The 21,925-nt window shown below is 50.0% G+C and carries 21 protein-coding genes; 3 read left to right on the top strand and 18 right to left on the bottom strand.

Features of this window, described 5'->3' with window-relative positions:
• The first annotated feature begins 76 nt into the window (after positions 1–76).
• Entirely contained in the window at positions 77–772 is a 696-nt protein-coding gene (locus tag HMPREF9453_RS07485; RefSeq protein WP_008859951.1) for a hypothetical protein, read from the top strand.
• 172 nt (positions 773–944) lie between these two features.
• Here HMPREF9453_RS07485 and HMPREF9453_RS07480 read toward each other — a convergent pair whose 3' ends face one another.
• The 3 genes from HMPREF9453_RS07480 to HMPREF9453_RS07470 form a co-directional block, all read right to left on the bottom strand.
• Positions 945–1,586, bottom strand: a complete 642-nt coding sequence (locus tag HMPREF9453_RS07480; protein ID WP_008859950.1) for a Flp family type IVb pilin — start codon at positions 1,584–1,586, stop codon at positions 945–947.
• Between the two features lie 161 nt (positions 1,587–1,747).
• Positions 1,748–2,365 (bottom strand): twin-arginine translocase subunit TatC, encoded by a 618-nt coding sequence (gene tatC / locus HMPREF9453_RS07475; RefSeq protein ID WP_050805711.1) that lies wholly within the window; start codon positions 2,363–2,365, stop codon positions 1,748–1,750.
• 237 nt (positions 2,366–2,602) lie between these two features.
• Complete coding sequence (locus HMPREF9453_RS07470; RefSeq protein ID WP_008859948.1) at positions 2,603–3,769, bottom strand: MFS transporter; 1,167 nt, start codon at positions 3,767–3,769, stop codon at positions 2,603–2,605.
• A 194-nt stretch (positions 3,770–3,963) separates the two neighbouring features.
• Here HMPREF9453_RS07470 and HMPREF9453_RS07465 point away from each other — a divergent pair, with 194 nt between their 5' ends.
• Together HMPREF9453_RS07465 and addA are read left to right on the top strand one after the other, a co-directional pair.
• On the top strand, positions 3,964–7,398 hold the full coding sequence (locus HMPREF9453_RS07465) for a PD-(D/E)XK nuclease family protein (RefSeq protein ID WP_008859947.1): 3,435 nt from the start codon (positions 3,964–3,966) through the stop codon (positions 7,396–7,398).
• Positions 7,399–7,885: 487 nt separating this feature from the next.
• The gene (addA, locus tag HMPREF9453_RS07460; RefSeq protein ID WP_008859946.1) at positions 7,886–11,740 is read left to right on the top strand and encodes a helicase-exonuclease AddAB subunit AddA; all 3,855 of its coding nucleotides are present in this window, start codon (positions 7,886–7,888) and stop codon (positions 11,738–11,740) included.
• Between the two features lie 589 nt (positions 11,741–12,329).
• Here addA and HMPREF9453_RS07455 read toward each other — a convergent pair.
• The 15 genes from HMPREF9453_RS07455 to HMPREF9453_RS12130 form a co-directional block, all read right to left on the bottom strand.
• Positions 12,330–13,154, bottom strand: coding sequence for a basic amino acid ABC transporter substrate-binding protein (locus tag HMPREF9453_RS07455; protein WP_008859945.1), 825 nt, complete (start codon positions 13,152–13,154; stop codon positions 12,330–12,332).
• A 285-nt stretch (positions 13,155–13,439) separates the two neighbouring features.
• Complete coding sequence (gene yfbR, locus HMPREF9453_RS07450; protein ID WP_008859944.1) at positions 13,440–14,030, bottom strand: 5'-deoxynucleotidase; 591 nt, start codon at positions 14,028–14,030, stop codon at positions 13,440–13,442.
• Positions 14,027–14,836: a bifunctional hydroxymethylpyrimidine kinase/phosphomethylpyrimidine kinase gene (thiD, locus tag HMPREF9453_RS07445; RefSeq protein WP_008859943.1), complete on the bottom strand. Its 810-nt coding sequence runs from the start codon at positions 14,834–14,836 to the stop codon at positions 14,027–14,029. The genes yfbR and thiD overlap by 4 nt, the downstream gene beginning before the upstream one ends.
• Before the next feature lie 3 nt (positions 14,837–14,839).
• Positions 14,840–15,313 (bottom strand): SixA phosphatase family protein, encoded by a 474-nt coding sequence (locus tag HMPREF9453_RS07440; RefSeq protein ID WP_008859942.1) that lies wholly within the window; start codon positions 15,311–15,313, stop codon positions 14,840–14,842.
• A gap of 17 nt (positions 15,314–15,330) precedes the next feature.
• Positions 15,331–16,002 (bottom strand): hypothetical protein, encoded by a 672-nt coding sequence (locus HMPREF9453_RS07435; protein WP_008859941.1) that lies wholly within the window; start codon positions 16,000–16,002, stop codon positions 15,331–15,333.
• Positions 15,999–17,384 (bottom strand): DUF2157 domain-containing protein, encoded by a 1,386-nt coding sequence (locus tag HMPREF9453_RS07430; protein WP_187368069.1) that lies wholly within the window; start codon positions 17,382–17,384, stop codon positions 15,999–16,001. The genes HMPREF9453_RS07435 and HMPREF9453_RS07430 overlap by 4 nt, the downstream gene beginning before the upstream one ends.
• 267 nt (positions 17,385–17,651) lie before the next feature.
• On the bottom strand, positions 17,652–18,068 hold the full coding sequence (locus HMPREF9453_RS07425; RefSeq protein WP_008859939.1) for a hypothetical protein: 417 nt from the start codon (positions 18,066–18,068) through the stop codon (positions 17,652–17,654).
• On the bottom strand, positions 18,068–18,706 hold the full coding sequence (locus HMPREF9453_RS07420; protein ID WP_008859938.1) for a hypothetical protein: 639 nt from the start codon (positions 18,704–18,706) through the stop codon (positions 18,068–18,070). The genes HMPREF9453_RS07425 and HMPREF9453_RS07420 overlap by 1 nt, the downstream gene beginning before the upstream one ends.
• A gap of 250 nt (positions 18,707–18,956) precedes the next feature.
• Entirely contained in the window at positions 18,957–19,469 is a 513-nt protein-coding gene (locus HMPREF9453_RS07415; RefSeq protein ID WP_008859937.1) for a hypothetical protein, read from the bottom strand.
• Complete coding sequence (locus tag HMPREF9453_RS07410) at positions 19,466–19,699, bottom strand: hypothetical protein (protein WP_040380176.1); 234 nt, start codon at positions 19,697–19,699, stop codon at positions 19,466–19,468. The genes HMPREF9453_RS07415 and HMPREF9453_RS07410 overlap by 4 nt, the downstream gene beginning before the upstream one ends.
• 176 nt (positions 19,700–19,875) lie before the next feature.
• Positions 19,876–20,286, bottom strand: a complete 411-nt coding sequence (locus tag HMPREF9453_RS07405) for a hypothetical protein (protein WP_008859936.1) — start codon at positions 20,284–20,286, stop codon at positions 19,876–19,878.
• Positions 20,287–20,336: 50 nt separating this feature from the next.
• Positions 20,337–20,507: a hypothetical protein gene (locus tag HMPREF9453_RS12285; protein ID WP_008859935.1), complete on the bottom strand. Its 171-nt coding sequence runs from the start codon at positions 20,505–20,507 to the stop codon at positions 20,337–20,339.
• Between the two features lie 146 nt (positions 20,508–20,653).
• Positions 20,654–21,043: a hypothetical protein gene (locus tag HMPREF9453_RS12140; protein WP_187368068.1), complete on the bottom strand. Its 390-nt coding sequence runs from the start codon at positions 21,041–21,043 to the stop codon at positions 20,654–20,656.
• A gap of 109 nt (positions 21,044–21,152) precedes the next feature.
• Positions 21,153–21,317, bottom strand: coding sequence for a hypothetical protein (locus HMPREF9453_RS12135; protein WP_187368067.1), 165 nt, complete (start codon positions 21,315–21,317; stop codon positions 21,153–21,155).
• A gap of 135 nt (positions 21,318–21,452) precedes the next feature.
• On the bottom strand, positions 21,453–21,925 hold a 473-nt coding region (locus HMPREF9453_RS12130), incomplete at its 5' end, for a hypothetical protein (RefSeq protein ID WP_008859934.1).

Genomic DNA, 21,925 nt, shown 5'->3' with positions numbered 1-21,925 from the left:
GATGAATGGAACCATATGGTTTATAGTGTATAAGAACAAAAATTCACGAAACCTAAATGAACATAAGGAGACATCAATGAAAAGGAAAGCAGAAATGGAAGAAGGCAGCCTCTTTTCCCAAACTGATATGCCCCCGAAAGGCACTGAGAATACAAAGACCGCCCAGCCCCTCCGCCCTGCGGAAGAAGCGGCCGCCCACGCCTGGAAGGAAAAAATCTGGGAGTTTGACCTCACAAAGCCTTCCCAGTGGATGAAGGATACCATGAAAGAAGACATGCTCAAAGAAGGCTTCGGCAAAAGGGAAGCCAATAAAGTATTCAAGGGCCTCTTCTTCAAGGAAAAGGTCTGCAATACCCGCACCCAGGCGCTGGAATACCTGAAGTCCATCCCCACCTCCTATGCCGTGAAATATAAAATCGGCATCACCCCTTCCCCTAAAATGGTATCCCTGGAAAAAAGGCTCCGGGAAAAAGAAGAAAAGCTGTCAACCTATACAAAGGAACAGAACGAGAAGAAATTCACCGCTCCCTTCGTATCCTGCCCCCACTGCAAATCCAGAGTGAACCGCAGCTTCATCCATCCGCCCCTCTGCCCGGTGTGCGGCAAAGACATGCGTTCCGACACTGCCGTCAAAAACATAACCACTTTGGAAGAAACGGTCAGGGACTTGAAAAAGCGCTATGAAGATACGGCAAGGAAATACAACAGTAAATTCACCGGAGGCGAAACCTGGATCATCCGCCTGGTGAATCCCCTGTATGAGGAAAAATGAAGCCGCGCTCTCCGGCTTCGAAGGGGTTCAGGGACTTTGACGCTGCCCCTCCGGCTCTGGGTATAGACAGGGTTCCATGCTTCCCCTTCCGCCTTTCTCCTGCAAACAGTCAAAAGGGCTTAGAAGAAATACCATCCATTTCTTCTAAGCCCTTTTTGCATGTCTCCGTCCTTCAGGGAGTCGGAGGCCAGGTTTCTGTTTTATAGGGCGCATTGGCCTGATTTATATCAAAACCGGAATAATTATTTTTATAACTGTCTATATTGCTGTCCATGTAGGAGAGGGTATAGCTGTTACCGGTGGAATCCTTTTTAATCTGCACGCCGTACCAGTAGACACCATCCTGCTTCACCGCTGCATCCTGATAATTGTGATAATTGCCGCCTACCGTATCCAACATGGTATCAAATCCAGCGTTGCCATAATCAACCAGATTTCCATTGGCATTTTTAATCCAGACCTTGCCGCCGGTTTTGGCCCCATTCATATGCAGATTATGATATTTGGAGTTTGGCTCATTCTGCACCAGCAGGTAGACAGAGCTGCCATCACCCAGCTTTATGGATCCATCAGTCACTGCATTTTTCAGCAGGTCTCCCAGATGTTCCGCATAGCTCCTGTCCGCGTTCCTGTCCGCTTCCTTTTTCGCCTCTTCCTGGGTTGTATTCACCTCTTCCAACAGGTTTCCTGCATTGTTGAAAACGGCGGAAATGTTGTCCCCATACCCCTGGGTGTAGATAAAGCTTCCGATGCCTACCACCAGTGCCAGCATGAGGGCATATTCAATGATGTTCTGTCCTTTTTCCTTCCACATGGTTCTCACCTCTTTATCCTTACCTTGATTTTCACACATTGTTCTATCTTAATTATATCATATCCCAAAATCCTCTGTCTAAAATCCCATGACACCAAAGAAAAAAGACCGTCCTGAAAGGCGGTCTTTTCCTTTGATGGAGAAAAGCAGTGTGTATGGTTTTACAATCTGCGGTTCCTTGCCCTTTCCAGCAGGCCCATGACATGAAGAGAAATCTCATAAAGGCCAATAGCAGGCAGAGCCAGGAGAGACTGGGTGAGAATATCTGGAGTGGGCGTTATCACGGCGGCCAGAATGAAAGAGCCAAGGATGATAAATTTTCTTCCCATTTTCAGTGTCTTTCCCTGTACCAGCCCCGCCAGGGAAAGGGCGGTCATAAGGAGGGGCATATTAAAGATGACTCCGAAAGGAAGAATCATGAGGAGCACAAACTCCAGATAGCTTTCCATGGAAAGAAGAGGCGTGAAATTCTCCCCGCCGAAGGCCATGAGGAAATGGAGACTTTGGGGCATGACAAGGAAATAGGAAAATCCAATGCCCCCAAGGAAAAGTGCCACCGAGAGGGGGACGAAGAGAATGGTCCAGGTCCGTTCCCTGTCCGTCATGGCCGGCAGGATAAAACGCCAGAACTGGAAGAAAACCACCGGCGACGCCAGGATGAAACCGGCGATTACTGCCGTCTTCATATAAATGACAAAGACCTCCGCCGGCCGAGCAAAGTAAAGATGGCCCGCCGGTGCTGTAAGAATTGATGCTGAAAAAAATCCTGAAAAATTCAACCGCTTCCGGAATTATATCGGTTCCCAGGTTTCCTTCATGTACATCAACCACCTGTCCTCCTTCCCTGACGGAGAAAAGCAGATTGAAGGGCTGGTAGAAAAAATTATAATCAAGGACTGAGGCTGCATCTTCCCGCCCTGTCCTGACAACAGGCCCATGTTTTGGGAAAGGCAGCAAAAAGGGGCTGTGAAAAAATGATTACCATTTTTTTACAGCCCCTTTTGAAATGCAAAGAATCAGGAAAGACTTCTCCTCCAGAAAAAGTAGTAGGCAAGGCCCAGGAGGGAAGAAGAAAGACAGATGACGCCGTACATGAAGGGATAGCCGAAGGCATTGGCTGCCACGCCCAGCACTGCTGCCGCCAGGCCTACGGAAATATCGAGAGACCAGAAATAGGTGGAAGTAGCCACCCCTGCCCGGGATGCCGGGGCGCTCTGCACTGCCAGAGTCTGGAAAGCGGGAGCCAGAGCGCCAAATCCGATTCCCAGCACCGCTGCTGAAAGGAGAAGGACCGTCAGATTTCCTGCCAGGCTGAAAAGGATGAAACCCAGGGAGAAAAAGGCAAATCCCGGATACACGGTGGCATTGGGGCCATGATGGTCAAAGAGATAGCCCACAAAAGGCCTTGTCACCACGATAACCAGGGCAAAAACCAGGAAGAAAAGGCTGGTGCTCCCGCCCATGCCCAGACTTCTGGTATACATGGGGATAAAGGTCAGCACGCCGCCGTAGGCAAAAAACACAAGACCTCCCAGGATAACGGAAGGAAGGGCTCTTTTTTCTATGAAATCGCTGATATGGAAACCCTTCTGCCTTTTTCCGCCAGGCAGGATGGTTTCATCGGGCAGCTTCTTTCCATTTCCTGCCACAATGGCTCCCAGCGCCAGCAGGGCCAGGAAAATAAAGAGGGGATGGGCTCCCAGGTAATCCATAATCAAAAGTCCCACCAGCGGCCCGATGACCATGGCCATGTTCCCGCAGACTGCAAAATAACCGATGCCCTCTCCCTTACGCCGCCGAGGAAGTACAAGAGCCGCCATGGCTGCAGAGGCAGTGGTGCCCAAAGCAAACACGGCGCCATGGACAAGGCGGAGAAACCACACCGCATGAAGAGAAGAGGCAAAGTAGAAACCGGCCATGAGCAGGAAAAACAAGAAGGACGCTCCGAAAAGAAGTTTCTGCTTGTTTACCCCATCAATAATCCGTCCCGCCAGGGGCCGGCAGAGCACCGTGCCGATCTGGAAGCAGGTCATGGCCATGCCTGCCTCCCACTGCCCCTTCCCTAAATCGTCCATGATGAACACAGGAAGAGCGGCGATCAATATGTACTGGGACATAAAATAAAAGAAATTCGTGAGTCCCATTCCCACGAATTCCCGGGTCCAGATTTTATTTTCCGACATAGCATACCTTTCATTATTACGACAACGAAGTAATCCTATTGTATCACAAAATGACGGAAAGTAAACAGTTTCAGATATTCCAGTGCTCGTGGATATCATGGTACTTTGATCCCCTGGGCCTGCCCTTTTCTTCCTGCGGTTTTCTATCTGTCATAGTATAATGAATATATTACAGGGTGAAGGGAGATAGAGTGATGGGACTTCATTTTATATTCGGCCGCGCTGGCACGGGAAAAACAGAGCGATGCTGCCGGGAAATCAGGGAATACGTGGAAGGCCATCCGGAGCGGAAGGCTTTTCTTCTGGTGCCTGACCAGGGCACATACACTGCAGAGTACCGGCTGGCAGAATCCTTCCCCGGCAAAGGATTTACCAATGTAACGGTGTGCGGTTTTTCCCGCCTGGCCTACCGCGTATTTCAGGAGCTTCATTCGCCGGTGAGCGATGCCCTGTCACCGCTTGGACAGCAGATCATTCTCCGCCGTCTTCTGGAGGAAAACAGGGACCAGCTGCAAATGATGATGAAAGCGGCTTCCCAGCCCCATTTTTCTGAAGAGCTGACGGGCTTTTTCCATCAGCTGGATATGTTCTGCGTATCAGAGAAGGATCTGGAAAACGCCGCCACAGCCCAGGGCGACACGCCGCTGGGGCGGAAAATGAAGGACCTTTCCCTCCTTTACCGCGCCTACCACCAATACCTGAAAGACCACTTCGACTACCAAGGGAGCCTTTTCGACCTGCTGGCCCGGGAAATTCCCAAATCTCCCACCCTCCGTTCCTCCCGTGTATGGATTGACGGGTTCAACGGCATGGCGCCCCAGAAAATCCACATTGTTTACGCCCTTTTACACACGGCAGAAGAAGTCACCATGACACTGCAGATGGACAGGCCGGAAGAAGCGGCAGTCAATCCCAATTTTGCCCGCCCCTTCCATCTTTTCTCCCTCCTTTCCGCAGAGGAGCGCCACTTTTCATCCATTCTCCTGTCCGAGGACTGCCGCTTTGCTTCTCCCCGCCTGAAAGCCATGGCCCGCTTTTTCTTCAACCGGCGGGCAGCCCATTCTCCCCTTCCTCCAGCAGCCAACCCGGCTTCCGATGAAGGTCTTCACCTCATCACCGCCTCCCACAGGGCTGAGGAAGTGGATTTCATTTCCAGAACCATTCTGTCCCTGGTGCGGGACCGGCATCTCCGTTTCAGGGATATTCTGGTCCTTCTCCGAAACCCGGAGGACTATGACGATACATTGGAGCGGTCCTTCAAGCGCTATGAAATCCCCGGATTCATCGACCGGAAGCATCCTATGAACAACCATCCCCTGGTGGTGCTTCTGGACAGTCTGGTCCGTTTCCTCACCGCTGAATGCAGCCGGAAAAACAGCGGCTGGCAGCGGGAAACCATTTTCCGCATGCTGAAAACCTTCCTCCTTCCGGAATGGCAGGAGGAAGAGGTGGACCGGCTGGAGAATTATGTGCTCTCCCATGGCATCCGCCCCTGGCAGTACCACGAACCATGGGAATTCCGCACCTACCGGGATCTGGATGCACCGCCGCCTGCTCTTTCCGAAAAAGAACAGGCAAAGCTCACAGAGGTCAATGCCTGGCGCACCCGCCTCACTGCCATGCTGGACGAACTGGCAGAAAAATGGAGCCAGAGCCCAAAGTCTAAAGACCGCTGCCGCCTCCTCTACCAGTGGATGATGGATAAAAAGATACCGGACACCCTCTCAGCCATGGATGAAAAGGAAGCGCTCCGCACCAACCTTCGTCCTCACCTGCAGGTGTGGAAGAAAATCCTTTCCCTTCTGGATGAAATCGTCCACACCGCTGGTGATGACGAGATTTCAGAAAAAAATTTTCTCTCCATCTTCGAAGACGGCCTCACTGCCCTCACCTACTCCACCATCCCCCCTACCCTGGACCATGTCACCGTCACCGGCATGGACAGGGGCTATGCCATGGAAGCTGCAGCTGTCTTCATTCCCGGCACCGTAGAAGGGGAATTTCCCCGCCGCGTGGAGGAAGGAGGCTTCTTCACCGAGCTGGAGCGGCAGAAGATTTTCAAAGACAGCCGCCTCATTTTCGGTGAAAGCCTGCTGGAGGAAGTGCATAAAGAGCAGTTCTTCACCTACCTGGCCCTCACCAGGGCAGAGAAGGTGCTGTACATGACCATGCCTTCCGTGAACGATGACCACAATGACACGGAGCCTTCTTTCCTCCTTTCCCAGCTCCGCCGCCTGGGCTATACCTCGGAGGAGCGCACCTTGACGCCGGAGGATAGGGAAACGGACCGCTCCTATTTCGCCAATCCCCGGCAGGCCCTCTCCCTTCTTCCTGCCCTTCTCCGGGAGAAAATCCCCGAGAAAAACTCTCCCTGGGCCGCCCTGGTCCGCTGGGCCCGGGATAATGGCTATGAAGAGGATGTGAAGGACGCCCTCGCCGGATACCAGTACAAAAACGAGGCGCCGCCCCTTCCGAAAGACCTGGCGGATCAGCTTTTCAAGCCCCAGGGCCGCTTCTTCGGTTCTGTCACCCGCTTTGAAAACTACCGCCGCTGCCCCTTCATGTACTTTGTCCGTTACGGACTTAAAATCGACAAACGGGACGAAGGGGAAATGGAATCCATGGATTTCGGCAGCTATCTGCATGCAGGACTCCACCAGTTCGGGCAGTCCCTGTCAAAAGAAAAGAAACAGTGGCGGGATGCCACGGACGAAGATATCCAGAATCTTTCAGAAACCATTGCCTCCCGCCTGGCCCCCAAGGTCCGCTACGGTGCCCTCCACGCCGACGGCGCCTCCCGTTATACGGAAAAGGCACTGAACGAAACTTTCCGCCGCTCCCTTACAGCCCTCCGCAAATGGAGTCAGAACAGCTCCTTTGACACAAAGGCGCTGGAAAAGGAATTCTACCTTCACCTTTCCGGCGAAAAGGATACGTTCACCCTGAACGGCAAAATCGACCGTATCGACAGCTGCGGGGAGGCCGTGGCCATTTTCGACTACAAAACCGGTCATACCACCGCCACCCTTCAGGAAGCAGTGGCAGGGCTGAAACTGCAGCTTCTCACCTACCTTTTGGACGTGGAAGAAGAAGGAGGCGGGGGACTTCTTCCCGCCGCCCTCATGTACATCTACCTGTCCGGCGATGTGAAGAGCCTCCCTGCCGTGCCGCCGGGAGGAAATCCGCCGCTGAAAGATAAGGAGTATACCTCCGGCTGGATTCTTTCCGACACCGACATCCTGCGCCGCCTCGATGGTGCCGCCGGAGAGGAGGACTCCTTCCTCCCTGTCAAATTGTCAGGGAAAGGCACTCTCACCCAGACCGCCTCCACTCTGTCTGCCGAAGATTTCCAAAACCTTCTCACCATAGTGAAAAGAAAACTGCTGGAAATCTATCATCACATGGAAAAAGGCCATATCCCCATCCGTCCGGTACGATACAAAAACCAGGTACCCTGCACCTACTGCCCCTTCCATGCCATCTGCCGCTTCGATCCAAAAGGTGAAGGGGAAAGCTACGACTATGTCAATCTTCCCACCGACAGGGAACTGAAAAAACAGCTGGCGGAAAGGGCAATGGAGAAACCCCAAGGACCAGAGAGTTCAGAGGGTTCAAAAGGGGAAGGTTGACGGGGCCGGCGGCCCCGAAGGTTATGGCCGCTCCGCAGCAGGTTGTGTTCGCTTCGCTCAAGGGGCATCATTGGCCTTCGCCTCCGAGGGTGGTGGTATCGCCATTTGACACGCCCTGATGGGCGTGTCGGTTCAAAGGGTTCAGAGGGGGGGTATCGCCTTCGGCGGTGAATATGTATGCCGCTTCGCGGCCCCTTTCCCGCCGGGCTCGTCATTCTGAGCGAAGCAAAGAATCTCGGTACTCGAAGCATATGAGACAATCGGTAGTAAATACTGGTCTGCGGGAAGGAGCCTGCGTTACGCTTTCCTCCCCGCCTCCCACCCATCATCCTGAACGTCAGCACCTGCCGATAGTGACACAAAAGTTAGTAAATACCAGCCAGCGTGGAGCCGGGAGCCGGAAGCCGACAGCCCCCTCACTCTCCCACTGTCCCACCAGCACACGAATACATCAGCACACTATGGCCTCACTGAAAGGAGAAATACTATGAGTAACCACTGGACAAAAGAACAGGAAGAAGCCCTTTCGGTGAGAGGGAAGAATCTTCTTCTTTCTGCTGCCGCCGGCAGTGGAAAAACAGCGGTCCTTACGGAACGGATTGCCCGTCTGGTCAAGGATCCTGCAAACCATACGGATATTAATGAGCTTCTGGTGCTTACCTTCACGAAAGCCGCCGCCAGCGAAATGAAAGCCCGTATTTCCCAGGCTTTGTCCGACGCCTTGAAGGAAGCCGACGAAGCAGATGATGAAGGGCGGATCCGCCATCTGGAAAAACAGATTTCCCTCCTGGGAAGCGCCCAGATTTCTACGCTGGATTCTTATTTCCAGTCCATTATCCGCCAGTATTTCTACCTTCTGGACCTGGATCCGAAAACAAGGATTATTTCCGACGAAAATGAGGAATTCCTGCTGGAAGATGACGTGCTGTCCTCAGTACTGGAGAAATGGTATGAAAAGGGAGATGTCCATTTTCTTGACACCGTCGACCTTTTTGCCGACCGCTACCAGGACCGGGCCTTAAAGGATATGGTGCTCCGCATTTTCCATTTTGCCTCCTCCCTCCCCTTTCCGGAGGACTGGATTCGCCGCCTTCCTTCCCACTACCGCATTCCGGAAAAGGCCACCATGGATGACCTTGCCTGGGACAGGCCAGTACTGGAAAAGCTCATGTCCCTTTCCGAAAAGATTATGGACTCCTATCGCCAGATATTTGCCATCATGGAAATGAGCCCCGCCGCAAAAGCGGTATACGGCGAGCAGATGAGCAATGAATATGCCTATTTTTCTACCCTTTCTGCCATGAAAAGCTGGAAGGACTGGTTTTCCCTGCCTTCTTTTACCTTTGACCGGCTGAAAAGTATGAGCAAGGCCCAGGCGGAAGCCTACCATTTTGCCAAACCCGCCGATTTCACCAAATCGCCGGAGGCGGAAACCATCAAGACCCTTCGGGAGGGCGCCAAAAAGCTGTGGCAGAAGGAAATTGCCCCCTTTGCCCAGATACCGGAAAAGCAATGGATTTCTGAAACGGCAGCCATGCTTCCCACAGTCACCGTCCTTTCCCGTCTGGCCCTGGATTTTTCTGCCGCCCTCAGGACCAGGAAGAAGCAGGAAGGCCTCATGGATTTCAATGACATGGAGCATTACGCCCTGGACATCCTTCTGGACAGGGATAATCCTCATTTCACGCCGGAAAAGGCGGCCCTTTTCCCTTCTGCCGCCGCCCTGTCCATCCGCCGCCAGTTCAAGGAAGTGATGATTGATGAATACCAGGACACCAACGGCGTGCAGGAACTCATTACCGCCCTGGTATCGAGCGGCAGCAGCCGCTTCATGGTGGGCGATATCAAGCAGAGCATTTACCGCTTCCGCCAGGCGGATCCCACCATTTTCCTTGAGAAATACCACACCTATTCCCTGGATAAAGACGCCCCTTGCCATCGAATCGACCTGAACCGCAATTTTCGAAGCGACGCCGCCATTCTTTCGTCCATCAATTTCATTTTCCGCCAGATCATGACAGCCAAATCCCTGGAGCTGGACTACGGCGATGCGGAAGCCCTCTATGCCGGCCGCCATGAAGAAGAAAGGCCCCTGTCCTATGTGGGCGGCAGCGTTTCCATGGACCTCATCGACAGGGAGGGCCTCAAAGATGCGGAGGTGTCCGAAGATGTGCGGGACTTGGAAAATATAGCGCTGGAAGGGCGCCTCATCGCCCGCCGTATCCATGAAATCATGGACGGCGGCATGGTGATGGAAAAAAACGGCACCTTCCGACCCATAAAGTATGGGGATATTGTCATCCTTCTCCGTTCCATTGCCGGAAAAGGGCCTCAGCTCATGAAGGTGCTGGAAGAGAACCACATTCCCGCCGTTTCTGATAAGGAAGAAGACTTCATGGAAAACAGCGAAGTGGAAGTCCTGTGGGCCCTTTTAAAAATTCTGGACAATCCCCGGCAGGACCTGGCCCTGGCAGCAGTACTCCGCTCCTTCTTTGCAGGGCTGGACGAAAAGGACCTTTCCCTCCTTTATCTGGAAAAGGTACGTCAGGGAGAGACGAACCTCTGGCCCGTCCTTACATCATCGGTCCTTTCGAAAGAAAAGGAAGAGAAGCTCCACCGATTCCTCCACCATTACCGTGACTGGCGGGAAAACGGCATGCAGGACGGCACAGCGCCCCTGCTGCGCCGTATACTGGGAGATACGGACTACCTCACCTATGTATCCGGCCTTTCCGGCGGCGCCTGGCGGGCAGGGCATATCCTTTCCTTCTACCATCTGGCTCTGGAGCGGGACAGCGCCCCGCAAAGCGGGCTCTACTCCTTCCTGAACTATCTGTCCAAGCTGAAAAAGGAAAAGAAATCTTTCAAAGCCCTGGCTATTTCTGCCGTGCCCGACTCTGTCCACATTATGACCATCCACAAGAGCAAGGGCCTTGAATTTCCCGTGGTCTTCCTGGCAGATGCCCGGAAAGAATTCAACCTTCGGGATACCTGGCAGACTGCGATTTGTCATAAAGACCTGGGCCTTGGCATCCAGTACTACGACAAAAAGAACAGGGTCCGCTGGCCCAGCCTGTACTGGTATGCCCTCAGGGAAGCGTCCCACAGAGAAAACCTGGCTGAGGAAGCCCGCCTTCTCTACGTGGCCATGACAAGGGCCCGGGACAAGCTCTTCGTTACAGCGGTCATGAAAGACGCTGCCTCGGACCTGGACCGCTGGACCACGTCCCTTTCCTCTGCCGGATCCGGTGAGGCCCTTTCTCCTCTTCCTGCCCACCTCACGGCCAACGCCAAATCCTTTTTGGACTGGATCATGCCCGCCGCCCTGCGGCACCGCACCATGAAAGATGCCTGGGACAGGGCAGGAAAAATCCCTTCCTATCGGAACGACGCCCCAAGAGACCACTCCCGCTTTTCCTTTTCCATCACCAGCCAGATGGACCTTCTCACAGAAGACGAAAAAGAGGCTTCCCCTATAAACGGAAAGGACAGCCTCCTTCCGTCACCAAAGGAAGAAAATCGGGAAGAAAAAACAGAGCTTTCCCATTTCCTCGCTCATCTTCCAGCCAAGGCGCCAGACTGGATGGACGCCCAGCTCTCCTGGACCTACCCCTGGCAAGGTGCCCTCGAAACGCCGGCCAAGCTCACTGCCACTGCCGCCGTGCACCTCCGGGAACTGGCAGAATATGCAGCAAGCGATGAGCCGCCGCAGCCTTCGGTGATACTGGCAGATGATGGAGACAGTCTGGACGCAGACTATGCGGCACCGCCCCTCTTCCTCTCAGGCGATGAAACGAAATACCAGGGCACCTCTTTCGGCACCCTCATGCATAAAGCCATGGAAATGATAGACTTCACCACCCTTCCAGCCGATGCAGAATCCCTGAAAGCCGCCCTGCGGCAGCTGGTGGAAGAGAAGGTTTTCACCGAAGAGGAAGGGAAAATCCTTCTCTCTCAAAAGAGAAAACCCAGCCCCCTGTCCTCCCTCCTTGCCTTCGCCAGAGGACCGCTGGCAGAAAAGATGAAAACCGCCTCCCACATCCGCAAAGAAATGCCTTTTTCCATCCTTCTCCCAGCCCGTTCCTTCTACCCGAAATGTGAAGAAGGAGAAAATATTTTCCTCCAGGGCGTTATGGACTGTCTTCTGGAATACGAAAAGGATTTCATCATCATCGACTACAAAACCGACCGCACCATGACAGAAGAAGAGCTGAAAGAGCATTACAAAATCCAGCTCCAGGTCTATGGAGAAGCAGCAGAAAAACTGCTGGGCAAACCGGTGTCCCACCTCTACCTCTGGTCCTTCACCTACGGGAAAGCCATAGAAGTGGAGAAGATGTAGGGGTCCTGCGCCCTTAAGGCGCAAAGGTTATTAAGATTGACCGGCCTAAAGGCCGGAAGGTTCTCAGGTTTGACGGGCCTAGGGCCCGAGGGTTGTGGTATCGCCTTCGGCGATGAATATAAAGGCAGCGTTACGGAATTTACCTTTGTGTCTCCAGTACTGCATGGCGAAGTGATAAAGCCCCCTTCCTAAGAAAGGGGATGGCCCCTAAAGAGTGGCAAAGGAACTGGATTCGTAGGGGAGCATAGGGACCCGAGAATCCAGTGACATGCTTTCCCGTGGAGAAACGACTCACTACATTTTGTGCGTCGCTTTCGCTCCTTCAAAATCTGTTCGCTGTGCACGCCGTTAGGCGACGGAGGATAGGGGCGTGAATTTGACGTTAGAAATCAGACGGTGTTACGGCTTTCCCTTCCCGCCGGTGTCGCCATTCTGAGCGAAGTGAAGAATCTCGGTACCCGAAGCATATGAGACAATCGGTAATAAGTACCAGTCGGCGGGAAGCGGATAGCGGATAGCGGATAGCTGTCCTGCCAGTCCACCAGCTCACTAAAAAAGAGCCCCTTTCGGGAGCTCTTTTTTATGTCTATCAGATGCCCAGGGCTTCTTCTGCAGTGGCCGGCATATCGGGGAGCGGCGTCTTGAACCATTTTTCATGAAGTTCATTCAGCGTACCCTTCTGTTTCAGGTTCGCAATGGCTTTATTGACTTCCTGCTGCAGCTGTTTATTGTCCTTGTTGAAGCCGAAGGCGAAGTACTGGACCTTGGAGTCCGGCACATCCACCACCCGGAAAGCGCCTTTGCCATCGGTGGCTACGAAGTAATCGGCCGCCGGTTTATCCAGAATGCCTGCTACAGCGCCGCCGGCTTTCAGTTCCATAATAATATCGGAAGAGTGATCGAAGTTTCTTGTTTTCATACCCTTATCCTGGGCGTAGTAGGCAGCTGTGGTGCCTACCTGCACGGCAATTTCCTGGCCCTTGTTCATGTCATCTACAGAGTGGATGTCACTGTCTGCCTTGGTGACCACTGCCAGCTTGGTTTCATAGAAAGGAGCCGCGAAAAGGATTTTTTCCGCCCTTTCTTTCGTAGCCGTCATACCGGAAGCAGACATATCCACTTCCTTAGACTGGAGGGATGGGATGAGACCGTCGAAGGCAATGTTTCTAAACTCCACATCCCGGCCCATTTCCTTTGCCACCGCCCTGACCACGTCGATTTCATAGCCTGTATAATCCTTGCCGTCCTTTGTTTTGAATTCAAAGGGCACATAGGTGGCATTGGTAGCTACCTTCAGCACATTTTTTCCGGAAGCGGAGGAAGCGGCCTGTTTTTCTCCGCCGCAGCCTGCCATCATGCCTGCCGCCAGCAGAAGAGCCGATGTAATCAATATGCCTTTTTTCCAAAGTTTCATAGGAGCACCTCATTTTTATGCAATTTATACGTTTTATGTAAATAATTATACACTCCCATGTTCCTTCTGTCTATAAGGAAGCATGGATTCATTCATAAAATCTGCCTTAATCAAAATTCTCATGCCCTGCATCGTCATAAGGATTCGTACACAGGACGGCTGTTCCCATGGCGCCTTCCCCCCATGGCATAAAAAGGGAAGAATCCAAAAAGGCCTCCAGAAAATCCGTGCTTTCTGAAAAAAGGGCTGCAAAGAAATGATTGACCTTTCTTCGCAGTCCCTTTTTTATCGGATATTTCTATTCAATTCGTCCAGTGTTTCCATGAAGCTTGAAGCAAAGTGTTTCATAAACCAGTCCACTTCTTCCATATGAAGAGCCTTCAGCTTTTCTTCCGTAGACTTGAAGGCTTCCTTGAACTCGCTGTTGCCATCCCGGATTTCTTCCATGCATTTCAGGTAGGCGCTCATGGTGTCCGCCGCCTTGGCCAGGGGCCAGAGGGGATCTTTTTCCATATCCACCACATAGGGTTTATAGGAAGGCCGGAGCCTTTCCGGCAGGGTACGGAGGAGCTTTTCCCGGGCCTGATCTTCTATCTTCTGGTACTGCTCCCGAAGATCACTGGTGAAATATTTCACCGGCGTCGGCATATCCCCGGTAAAAACTTCGCTGGCATCGTGATAGAGCGCCAGCAGGGCCGCCCGCTCCGGGTCCAGGTCCTTGTGGAAGATATCCCTTCCTATGACCGCCAGTGCATGAGCAATCATGACGGTCTGCAGGGTATGCTCTGCATCGTTTTCAGAAATGGAATTCCGCATGAGACCCCAGCGGGAGATATATTTCAGCCGGGCCATGAAGGCGAAGAAGGGATAGTTCATTCCATGTGCCCCCAGTTTTCCCCATAGAACCAGAAATGGTGCACCGGACCGTGTCCATGTCCTACGGAATCCACCGCGGCCCTTCTAATCGCCCCTTCCATATACTTTTTCGCTTCTCCCACCGCTTCGGTGAGGGAAAGACCCCGAGCCATGGAAGCTGCAATGGCGCTTGAAAGAGTGCAGCCGGTGCCATGGGTGTTTTCCGTAGAAATCCGCCTGCCGGAAAATACATGAAACTCCCTGCCATCATAGAGGATATCCCTGGCATCTTCCACGCTGTGGCCGCCCTTCACCAGCACCGCCGAAGGACCCAGGTCCATCAGGGCCAGAGCCGCCTTTTTCATGTCCTCCTCATTCTGAATGGAAAGACCCGACAGCACCTCTGCCTCCGGGATATTAGGGGTAATCAGGGTGGAGAGGGGAATGAGCTTTTCCTTATAGCTTTGAATGGCCTCTTCTTCCAGCAGCACGGCGCCGCTGGTGGCCACCATCACCGGATCCACCACCAGGGGCACCTTTCCATGGGAAGAAAGGAAATCGGCCACCGTCTCCACAATGGGGGCAGAAGAAAGCATGCCCGTTTTCACCGCCCTGGGCGGAATATCATCAAATACAGCCTCCAGCTGGGCCTTCACCATGTCCACCGGCGTATTCACCACCATGGTGACCCCCTTCGTATTTTGGGCCGTTAAAGCACAGATGCAGCTCATGCCGTAGGTGCCAAGGGCGGCAAAAGTCTTGAGATCCGCCTGGATACCGGCGCCGCCGGAAGAATCAGAGCCTGCCACTGTCAGTACTGGTATCAAGATTCAGTCCTCCTTTTTCAGCTGACGAAGATCGGAAGTGAAATAGCCTATCAGCTTTCCCTGGTTCCATTTCAGATCATAATCAATCACCGCAATGCCGGCCAGGTCAAATTTCACAGCCGCACTGCAGGTGGTCAGGAGATAGGACTGCAGGAAAGGATGGTGACTCACCAGGGCAATGGGAGAGCCCTCCTGCAGAAGATGATTCCGTACCATCTGCCAGTTGGGCTGGAGCAGCTCATCGGCCGTATGGATTTCCTCGGCAAAGCACTCCTCCGCCAGGATACCGGCAGTCTGCCTGGTCCGCACATAGGGGGATGTAAAAATCCGGATCGGATGATCCTTCAGAAAACGGGCCAGCATGCGGGAGGACCGGCGGGCCTGCCGCATGCCCTTGGGCGTAAGCCCTCTTTCCCTGTTCGTTATATCTTCCGTCTGGGGAACCGCTTCCCCGTGACGCATCAAAATAATGTACATAGGTCTCCCTCCATTTCTTATTGTTTTTCTTCCATATCCCTGCCTACGGAATAGGCATCCTTTTCCTTTCCGCTTCTGGCATATTTCACAGACAGATTCTTTCCCACTGTGGTGTAGGTCTGCTCCACCGGAGAACCATTGGCCAGCACCTTGGAAATCACCACTCTGCCGTCCTTGATATGGATCAGGGCAGTGAGGTCGTTCTTCATCCTTGTTTCCGTCTTCTTCCCGCTCTTATCCTTCAGCTGCACCCGTTCCGACAGCTCTACCACCGACAGCTTCTTCAGCTGCTCCGGCAGCATGTACATGCGGTCCGCAGGGAAGCGGAAATGTACAAGCCCGTCCGATGCAGAAACCACCCGGGTTATGATATACATACCGCCGGGCTTCCTGTCAGAGGCGCCTGTAATTTCCAGCAGCCCCTCCCCGTTCTTATCAAAGGACAGGTAGATCTCCTCTCCCTTTTCCGGCGTGGCCGTGCCCTTCCAGGGCGCTTCGGTGAGAGGAATATAAATGGGCAGATAATTTCTCCCGTAAAAATCCCCTTTGAAATCGATGGCTGCCGGTACCTCGTATTCTGCTCCGTCCATCATGGTGGAACGGTAATCACCGCGAATCCAGAAAAGGGAAACTCCTTCAATCACAAAAACCACGGCCAGAAGGATAAGGGATAACTTCTTCGATATCATCGGGATCCCTCCTCTCCCTGATTTTCCCTGTCCCTATGGACCGGCGCCTTTTTCCTGGAAGGAAGGTAGAGAAAATAACAGATTACCGCCGCCAGAAGGCCGATGCCCAGGAAGAAGAACCCTCTTTGGGCAAAGGTAAGGGCCGAGTCAATGACCCGGATGGCTCCGTCACCGGCCAGAAGGAACACACCGGCCCAGCTCTGCACCGCCCGGTCTGTCAGAAGGCCACGGATGATGACGCCTCCTGCCAGAATGCCCGTATATACGGAAACGATAATGGCCGGCAGGGCACCGGAAGTTTCAAAAATAGACACAATAGCCGAAAGGCCCATGACAAAGGGCGTGAGCCCCGCCAGCACCGAAAGCCATTCCTTCTTCAAAGCCATACGGAAAAGAAGTACTCCATCCGCCGCCAGGAAAAGAAGGAAAATGAACCACAGCGCATAGCTGCCGGAAATATCCGCCCACACAGCGCCATAGGATCCCTCCAAAAGCACGGCGAATACCGCAATACCGCCGAAGAAACGGAGTGCATCAGCCCCCAGGCCGTAGGAACGGAAAAGCCCCCCTGCCATCCAGGTAAGCGAAGCTGCCAGGGAGAAGAAGATCGTCTGCCACAGCATATTTCCTGCAGACCAGAAAATAAGAAGCAGTATGCCTACCGCCCACACCCAGGAAAAGCACACCACCGCCCGGTCCCGGTGGCTCCGGAGCATGTGGCCCAGAATTCCCAGAGCCAGGAACATGTAAATCCAGGATGCCGCCTCCGGCCAGCCCCTCACCGGCGCACTATAAAAAATGCCTACGGACACAATCATGTAAATAATCCCCATGCCCGCCGACTCCGTTACCACCGTCATGATGAGAAGAAGAAAGGCGCAGAGGGCAAGAGCCGTGTACAAATCAGAAGACAGCTTGAAAGAATCCCCCACCATCCAGAAGGCGGCGATGAGACATATGCCATGGAAAGTGGAGGCCGCCTCCCGCAGGAACACCGGCACCCGGTGCACCGGTGGCGATTTCTTCGGAAGAAGCACTTCCTCCTCCGTTTCTTCGCCATCCATCTCCTTTTTCTTTTCCTTCGGAGCCAAAAGACCTTTATCCACCAGCGCCACCGCTGCTGCCAGAATAAAAGACACAGCCAGCGGCGCCAGGGCCAGCAGGAACCGCTGATCCTGGTCCAGTCCGCTCCACAGGCTGGCACAGAGAAAGAAAATCCCACCTATAATACACACTGCAGCCAGGATAAACAGGGCTTCCCTGTAAGCCGCACTGTCCTGTCTTTTATACCGGGAAAGAATCTTCTTCCCCGCATCCTCTGTAATGACCTCTTCCTTCACCCAGTGAGGAATCTCCTGCTTCAGCCATCCTCGATTCGACATACCTATCACATCCCGATTCATTTTATCTCAACGGCAGCCGGAGCTGCCTATCCATTCATTTACTTCCTCCTTTATTCTATACAACCGCAGGGAAAAAAGCTATTACTTCGTGAAAAGCCCCGGAGCTTTACCTCGGGGCTTTCTATAGAAAATGTATATGACGCCGCAAGCCATACCAAGTCAGGCATAACGTCAAAGATTCTCATTCTTGACAGACTGTGCAAAGTAAAGGAATTTCTTCGGAAACGGCGCTCAAAATCGGTCACTCTATAATAAGGCAATGCGTCCATTATAAATCCCTAAAAGAATAACCATCAAAATCATCATAAATCCGATAAAGACGACCACCTGTCCATAAGATGCAAATCGAATCAAGTCATAATATTTCTGTACATCTTTTGATTGTTCATCATGCTTTTTGACATTTTCGTATTTGATTTTAAAGTTATATTTAACCCTGTTAAGAACACAAAGATACACAATGGATATTACAACCAGCATAGTAACAGTATCTATCTCCATGCCATTTATCGACAGCCATAAAAGCCAAGAAAAATATATAAAGCCACCGTATCCTCCAATGTAATAAGAAAGTTTCTGAATCAAACTTTCTTTCTCATGTAATCGGCTGCTTACTAAAAATACGGTCAACAGTACGATAAAAAACGCGCTAGAAAGAATCATCAAATTCCCCCTTCTTTTTCATCATTCTGGTTATTTTCCTTTTCATTTCGTTTTGAATCATTATCTTTCAATAATTTTTCCTTAACTTCTTTTATGGTTTGACTTTCTGCTTCACCGGCAACCATACTATCCATCACTCCTGCCATAGTCCCTAAAACTGGATTATCAGTCGACTTAATTACAATTGCTGATGATGCAAAGCCAATTCCTACCTTTAAAATTACCGGAATCCCAATATTAATCCCCTGTGCGCCCCACCAGTCAATACCACTATAATTTTTCCAATCGTCCTGCCACGTCTGGTAAATATCCAATGCTTTTAGCGGACCTGTTGCTAACAATTTTGCATGACCTGCATCCACACCGTATTTATTTGCAAGCGCAAACGGATAAGTGCCGATGCCTTCAACTGTATCCTTAGCAAGCGAGAACTTATCAATAGACATTGTTGTTTTATGCGAAAGCAGGGATTTCCCCATTACGTCTGTTTCAGTCCAGTCATACACCGCATCTGGATATAATGCATGATTAATCACTATATATCCATCATGCTCTCCAAATGAATATATTCCCTGAGGATGTTGGTTGCCCGAATCTGTGCGGGTAAATACCAAATCAGTCGAATAAGGATTCAGCATATTCGGATAGTCCAAACTACTAAATACTTCTCCAGTTCTGCCCTCTAAATCTATGATTCGACCTGCTCCAGACTCGTTATCTTTGATAACCAGAACGCCATTTTTATTTGATTTATCTACCTGCTGATTAGTTTAGATAGTTATACCCAAACTATACCCCCCCTATTCTCCCGTTGTCCCAACAATAATATTTTCGACATTCTTTCTTAATGTCCTTCCTCCTTTTGTCAATGAATGCAATTATTTCAAATCAACAATCATATTTATTATAATTGGAAATCATTTTACCATTAACCACTGTATTATTCCAATTCCGCCCAATGATAGAATCATCCCAGCTGCAAACTGTATCTAATAAAATCAAAGCAGCGATAATAATATCAACAATGTTCAAAACAAATGCTATCCGTTTTAATTCAATCCACCATTCGTAATCTTCAGGGAAAGGAGCATTATGTCTTTTATACGCATATTTAGCATTTAATATCTTCATCCTTATAATAAGATATCCTGAGACAGGGAATAATATTCCCATGGATAAAAGTGTTCCTACAATAAATTTCATTGAAATCACTGAATATGGCTGAGAAATGCGATAGATAAAATCAAGGATAATGAATACTGCTAAGAGTGCTCCTATATATCCCATCGTATAGATAATCTTGAATGCATTCGTTTCCATATTTTTGTATGAGGTTATCCAGTTGAATAATAGACTTATGAAGAAGGCCAGCATGGTAATAATAGATAAGGCTGCAATCATTTTTTATTATCTCCCCGTTTCTGTTTTTGCTTATCAGTTATTATAAGATTTTGCTTAATCCAATAAGCGCCGTGATCCAATGGTACTGAAATTACTATACCAGGAACTGGTGCCAATGCTCCTCCTAAGATTCCAAATGCAAGCTTAAACGTATCAATTCCCACAGCTATTTCCAAGTCTTTTCCGCTATAGGTATTAAAATCGCCGGTGATATCTACAATCCCACCCACTGCATTTCCGACTGCATTGTATTATCCAAGTGCGCCCCCCCGGGCCTCGGACTCCGTGTTTATACATTTCTGTCCATGGTTTCCCTATTTCATCTGGATGAGTTCCTGTTTTTCTTCCACCTTGGATTTATCGAAGATTTCCTTCGGCTTATTCAGGCTGCTTTCTGTATTCCGATTCAAGGTAGAAATATCCTGCTCCTGGTTCTTCTTGACCTGCTTTTCGTAATCATGGGACTCGTATTCAGGGGCTGAGGAAATATGGATATTCCGCCAGCCGCTGCCGTCACATCGTGGGAAGCAATGATCTGGGATGCAGATATTCTGGTGTCCTTTCCGAAGAGAATGGATATACTGTCTCCGGAGATGATGGCAGGCGATGCTTTCTTTTCTTCGTCATGGCATTTGACAGCAGTAATCTTGCCGGAGAGGAAGCCCTTTTCTTTGTATTTCAGGCCGTAGTCATTCCTGGCTTCATTATACCCGTTTGAAAAGATCACGTCATCCCCCGCTGCCAGGGTGACTTTACCATTTTCTGAAGCCAGGATGCTGCTTCTTGCAGAAAGATTCCCTCCGGAAGATAAGGTCATATCTTTTCCTACCATTAAGGTATTGCCCATTTCCGTTTTCCGATAGGTCCTTATATAGTGTCCCTGTTTTCCGTCATGTCTTTCCTGGCACTCAGGGTGCCGGTGTCCAGGGTGATGTTCTTTCCTGCATGGAGGATAAGGGATCCCCGGTCTCCCAAGGCTTCCAGGGTGCTTCCAGTGAGGTGGATGTTTTCTCCTGCACTAATCCCCCAGTCCCCCAAAAACGCAAATTAAGAAATAATCCCATTAAAGTATCAATACTTTCCAAAAGCGTCATTGTGGTTGTGGAGTTGCATGAAGTTTGCTACAACAGATATGTAATAGATGAAAGCAGCATAAGAAATCTTGTCTAGCCAAATATATTCCCTTAAAGTTTTCCATTATGGAATCCAACCCCAAGCACAAATATAAAAATCGCCAATCCAATATAATAAGCTTTATTTAATATCCGCAAACAGCTGATATGCCTCCTGCATTGCTTTGCTTCTTTTGAATTATCCCCATATAGTTTTATCTGTATATCATATTTTTTTCTGGAGCACCACTGAGATCTTCTATTCTGCAGAATAAAAATAGCACAAATAAAGCAGAACATGACTGCTACATTAAAATCATAATGGTTTACACTAATGTATAAAAGCCATGAAAAATATAATAAGCCTGATAAACCGCCTGCATAATAATATAATTTTTGCGTTTTCGTCTCGCCTTGCTGCAGGCGATTGCTTATCATAAATAAAACGCTGTCCATAAGCAAAATCAATCTATACTGTATCAATATAGCATCCCTTTCTTTGGATAAGACATTTAATTAATTATCCTTCTGTATCTTGACCCTTTCTATTTCTTTTTCACTTTCTTTTTCCTCATCGGTTACCAAAAGATTTTTTTGCTTTATCCTTCAGCTGTTCAGAGAGTTCATCTGATACACTTTCTCCAATAATAGATATGACTGCTCCTATGATGGGATGATTAGTTTCTGCAGCTACGTACGAAATAGTTTGTGCCATATGAGAGATATGATAAAACATAGGAAATATACATACCGTCTGTTTTGTAATCTTCCTTGTTCCCCATATTTCTCAATTTAATGCGCCAAGTACAGAGAATGGCTTTTTCAATGTAAATCGATCCTCAACGGTGAATAATTATTAATAATATTAGTTCTAAATATGCAAAATCAATTTCACCAAAACATAAACTGCATCTTTCCATAAATACAGCCAGCCAATATTAACAATCATTAAAATTGGAAGAATTAATGGATTAGCCCTTTTTTGCTTTTGGGCACATTTGGTCGAATTGCTTTGGTTATTGTTATGTAGATAATAATATAAAGCCACTGCATAATCAGCTATACCTAAAATTCCAAAAGACATAATTATAGTTCCTCTATCCATCCCATGACCAAACCCCATAATGATTTCCGTCAGATTTGTCGACGTTAGTAATTGCAACATTGCGCAATTTATTCCACTTAGAGCAGTGAAAAGGATAGGTACAATATACAAAAATATATTCAGCTCATGATTTTTTACGTTTTGACTCAAACTTCGCAGGTAAAAATCCCCTGCACCCCTTGAAAGTCCAGGCTTTGTAAACAGAAAAATAGCATGAGTCTTGCCAGTTTGGTATAATT

The organism is Dialister succinatiphilus YIT 11850 (assembly GCF_000242435.1).
GTDB lineage: Bacteria > Bacillota > Negativicutes > Veillonellales > Dialisteraceae > Dialister > Dialister succinatiphilus.
Note: the sequence above shows the minus strand (reverse complement) of the source record. Positions and strands in the feature narration are given on the sequence as shown.

Excerpts from the sequence above, each read along its gene's own strand:
- HMPREF9453_RS07455 (WP_008859945.1), bottom strand. The coding sequence starts at position 13,154 with ATGAAACTTTGGAAAAAAGGCATATTGATTACATCGGCTCTTCTGCTG.
- addA (WP_008859946.1), top strand. The coding sequence starts at position 7,886 with ATGAGTAACCACTGGACAAAAGAACAGGAAGAAGCCCTTTCGGTGAGA.
- HMPREF9453_RS07435 (WP_008859941.1), bottom strand. The coding sequence starts at position 16,002 with ATGATATCGAAGAAGTTATCCCTTATCCTTCTGGCCGTGGTTTTTGTG.
- HMPREF9453_RS07480 (WP_008859950.1), bottom strand. The coding sequence starts at position 1,586 with ATGTGGAAGGAAAAAGGACAGAACATCATTGAATATGCCCTCATGCTG.
- yfbR (WP_008859944.1), bottom strand. The coding sequence starts at position 14,030 with ATGAACTATCCCTTCTTCGCCTTCATGGCCCGGCTGAAATATATCTCC.
- HMPREF9453_RS07465 (WP_008859947.1), top strand. The coding sequence starts at position 3,964 with ATGGGACTTCATTTTATATTCGGCCGCGCTGGCACGGGAAAAACAGAG.
- HMPREF9453_RS07440 (WP_008859942.1), bottom strand. The coding sequence starts at position 15,313 with ATGTACATTATTTTGATGCGTCACGGGGAAGCGGTTCCCCAGACGGAA.
- HMPREF9453_RS07420 (WP_008859938.1), bottom strand. The coding sequence starts at position 18,706 with ATGCTGAATCCTTATTCGACTGATTTGGTATTTACCCGCACAGATTCG.
- HMPREF9453_RS07430 (WP_187368069.1), bottom strand. The coding sequence starts at position 17,384 with ATGTCGAATCGAGGATGGCTGAAGCAGGAGATTCCTCACTGGGTGAAG.
- HMPREF9453_RS12135 (WP_187368067.1), bottom strand. The coding sequence starts at position 21,317 with ATGTTTTATCATATCTCTCATATGGCACAAACTATTTCGTACGTAGCT.
- HMPREF9453_RS07405 (WP_008859936.1), bottom strand. The coding sequence starts at position 20,286 with ATGACCTTATCTTCCGGAGGGAATCTTTCTGCAAGAAGCAGCATCCTG.
- HMPREF9453_RS07470 (WP_008859948.1), bottom strand. The coding sequence starts at position 3,769 with ATGTCGGAAAATAAAATCTGGACCCGGGAATTCGTGGGAATGGGACTC.
- HMPREF9453_RS07485 (WP_008859951.1), top strand. The coding sequence starts at position 77 with ATGAAAAGGAAAGCAGAAATGGAAGAAGGCAGCCTCTTTTCCCAAACT.
- HMPREF9453_RS07415 (WP_008859937.1), bottom strand. The coding sequence starts at position 19,469 with ATGATTGCAGCCTTATCTATTATTACCATGCTGGCCTTCTTCATAAGT.
- HMPREF9453_RS07425 (WP_008859939.1), bottom strand. The coding sequence starts at position 18,068 with ATGATTCTTTCTAGCGCGTTTTTTATCGTACTGTTGACCGTATTTTTA.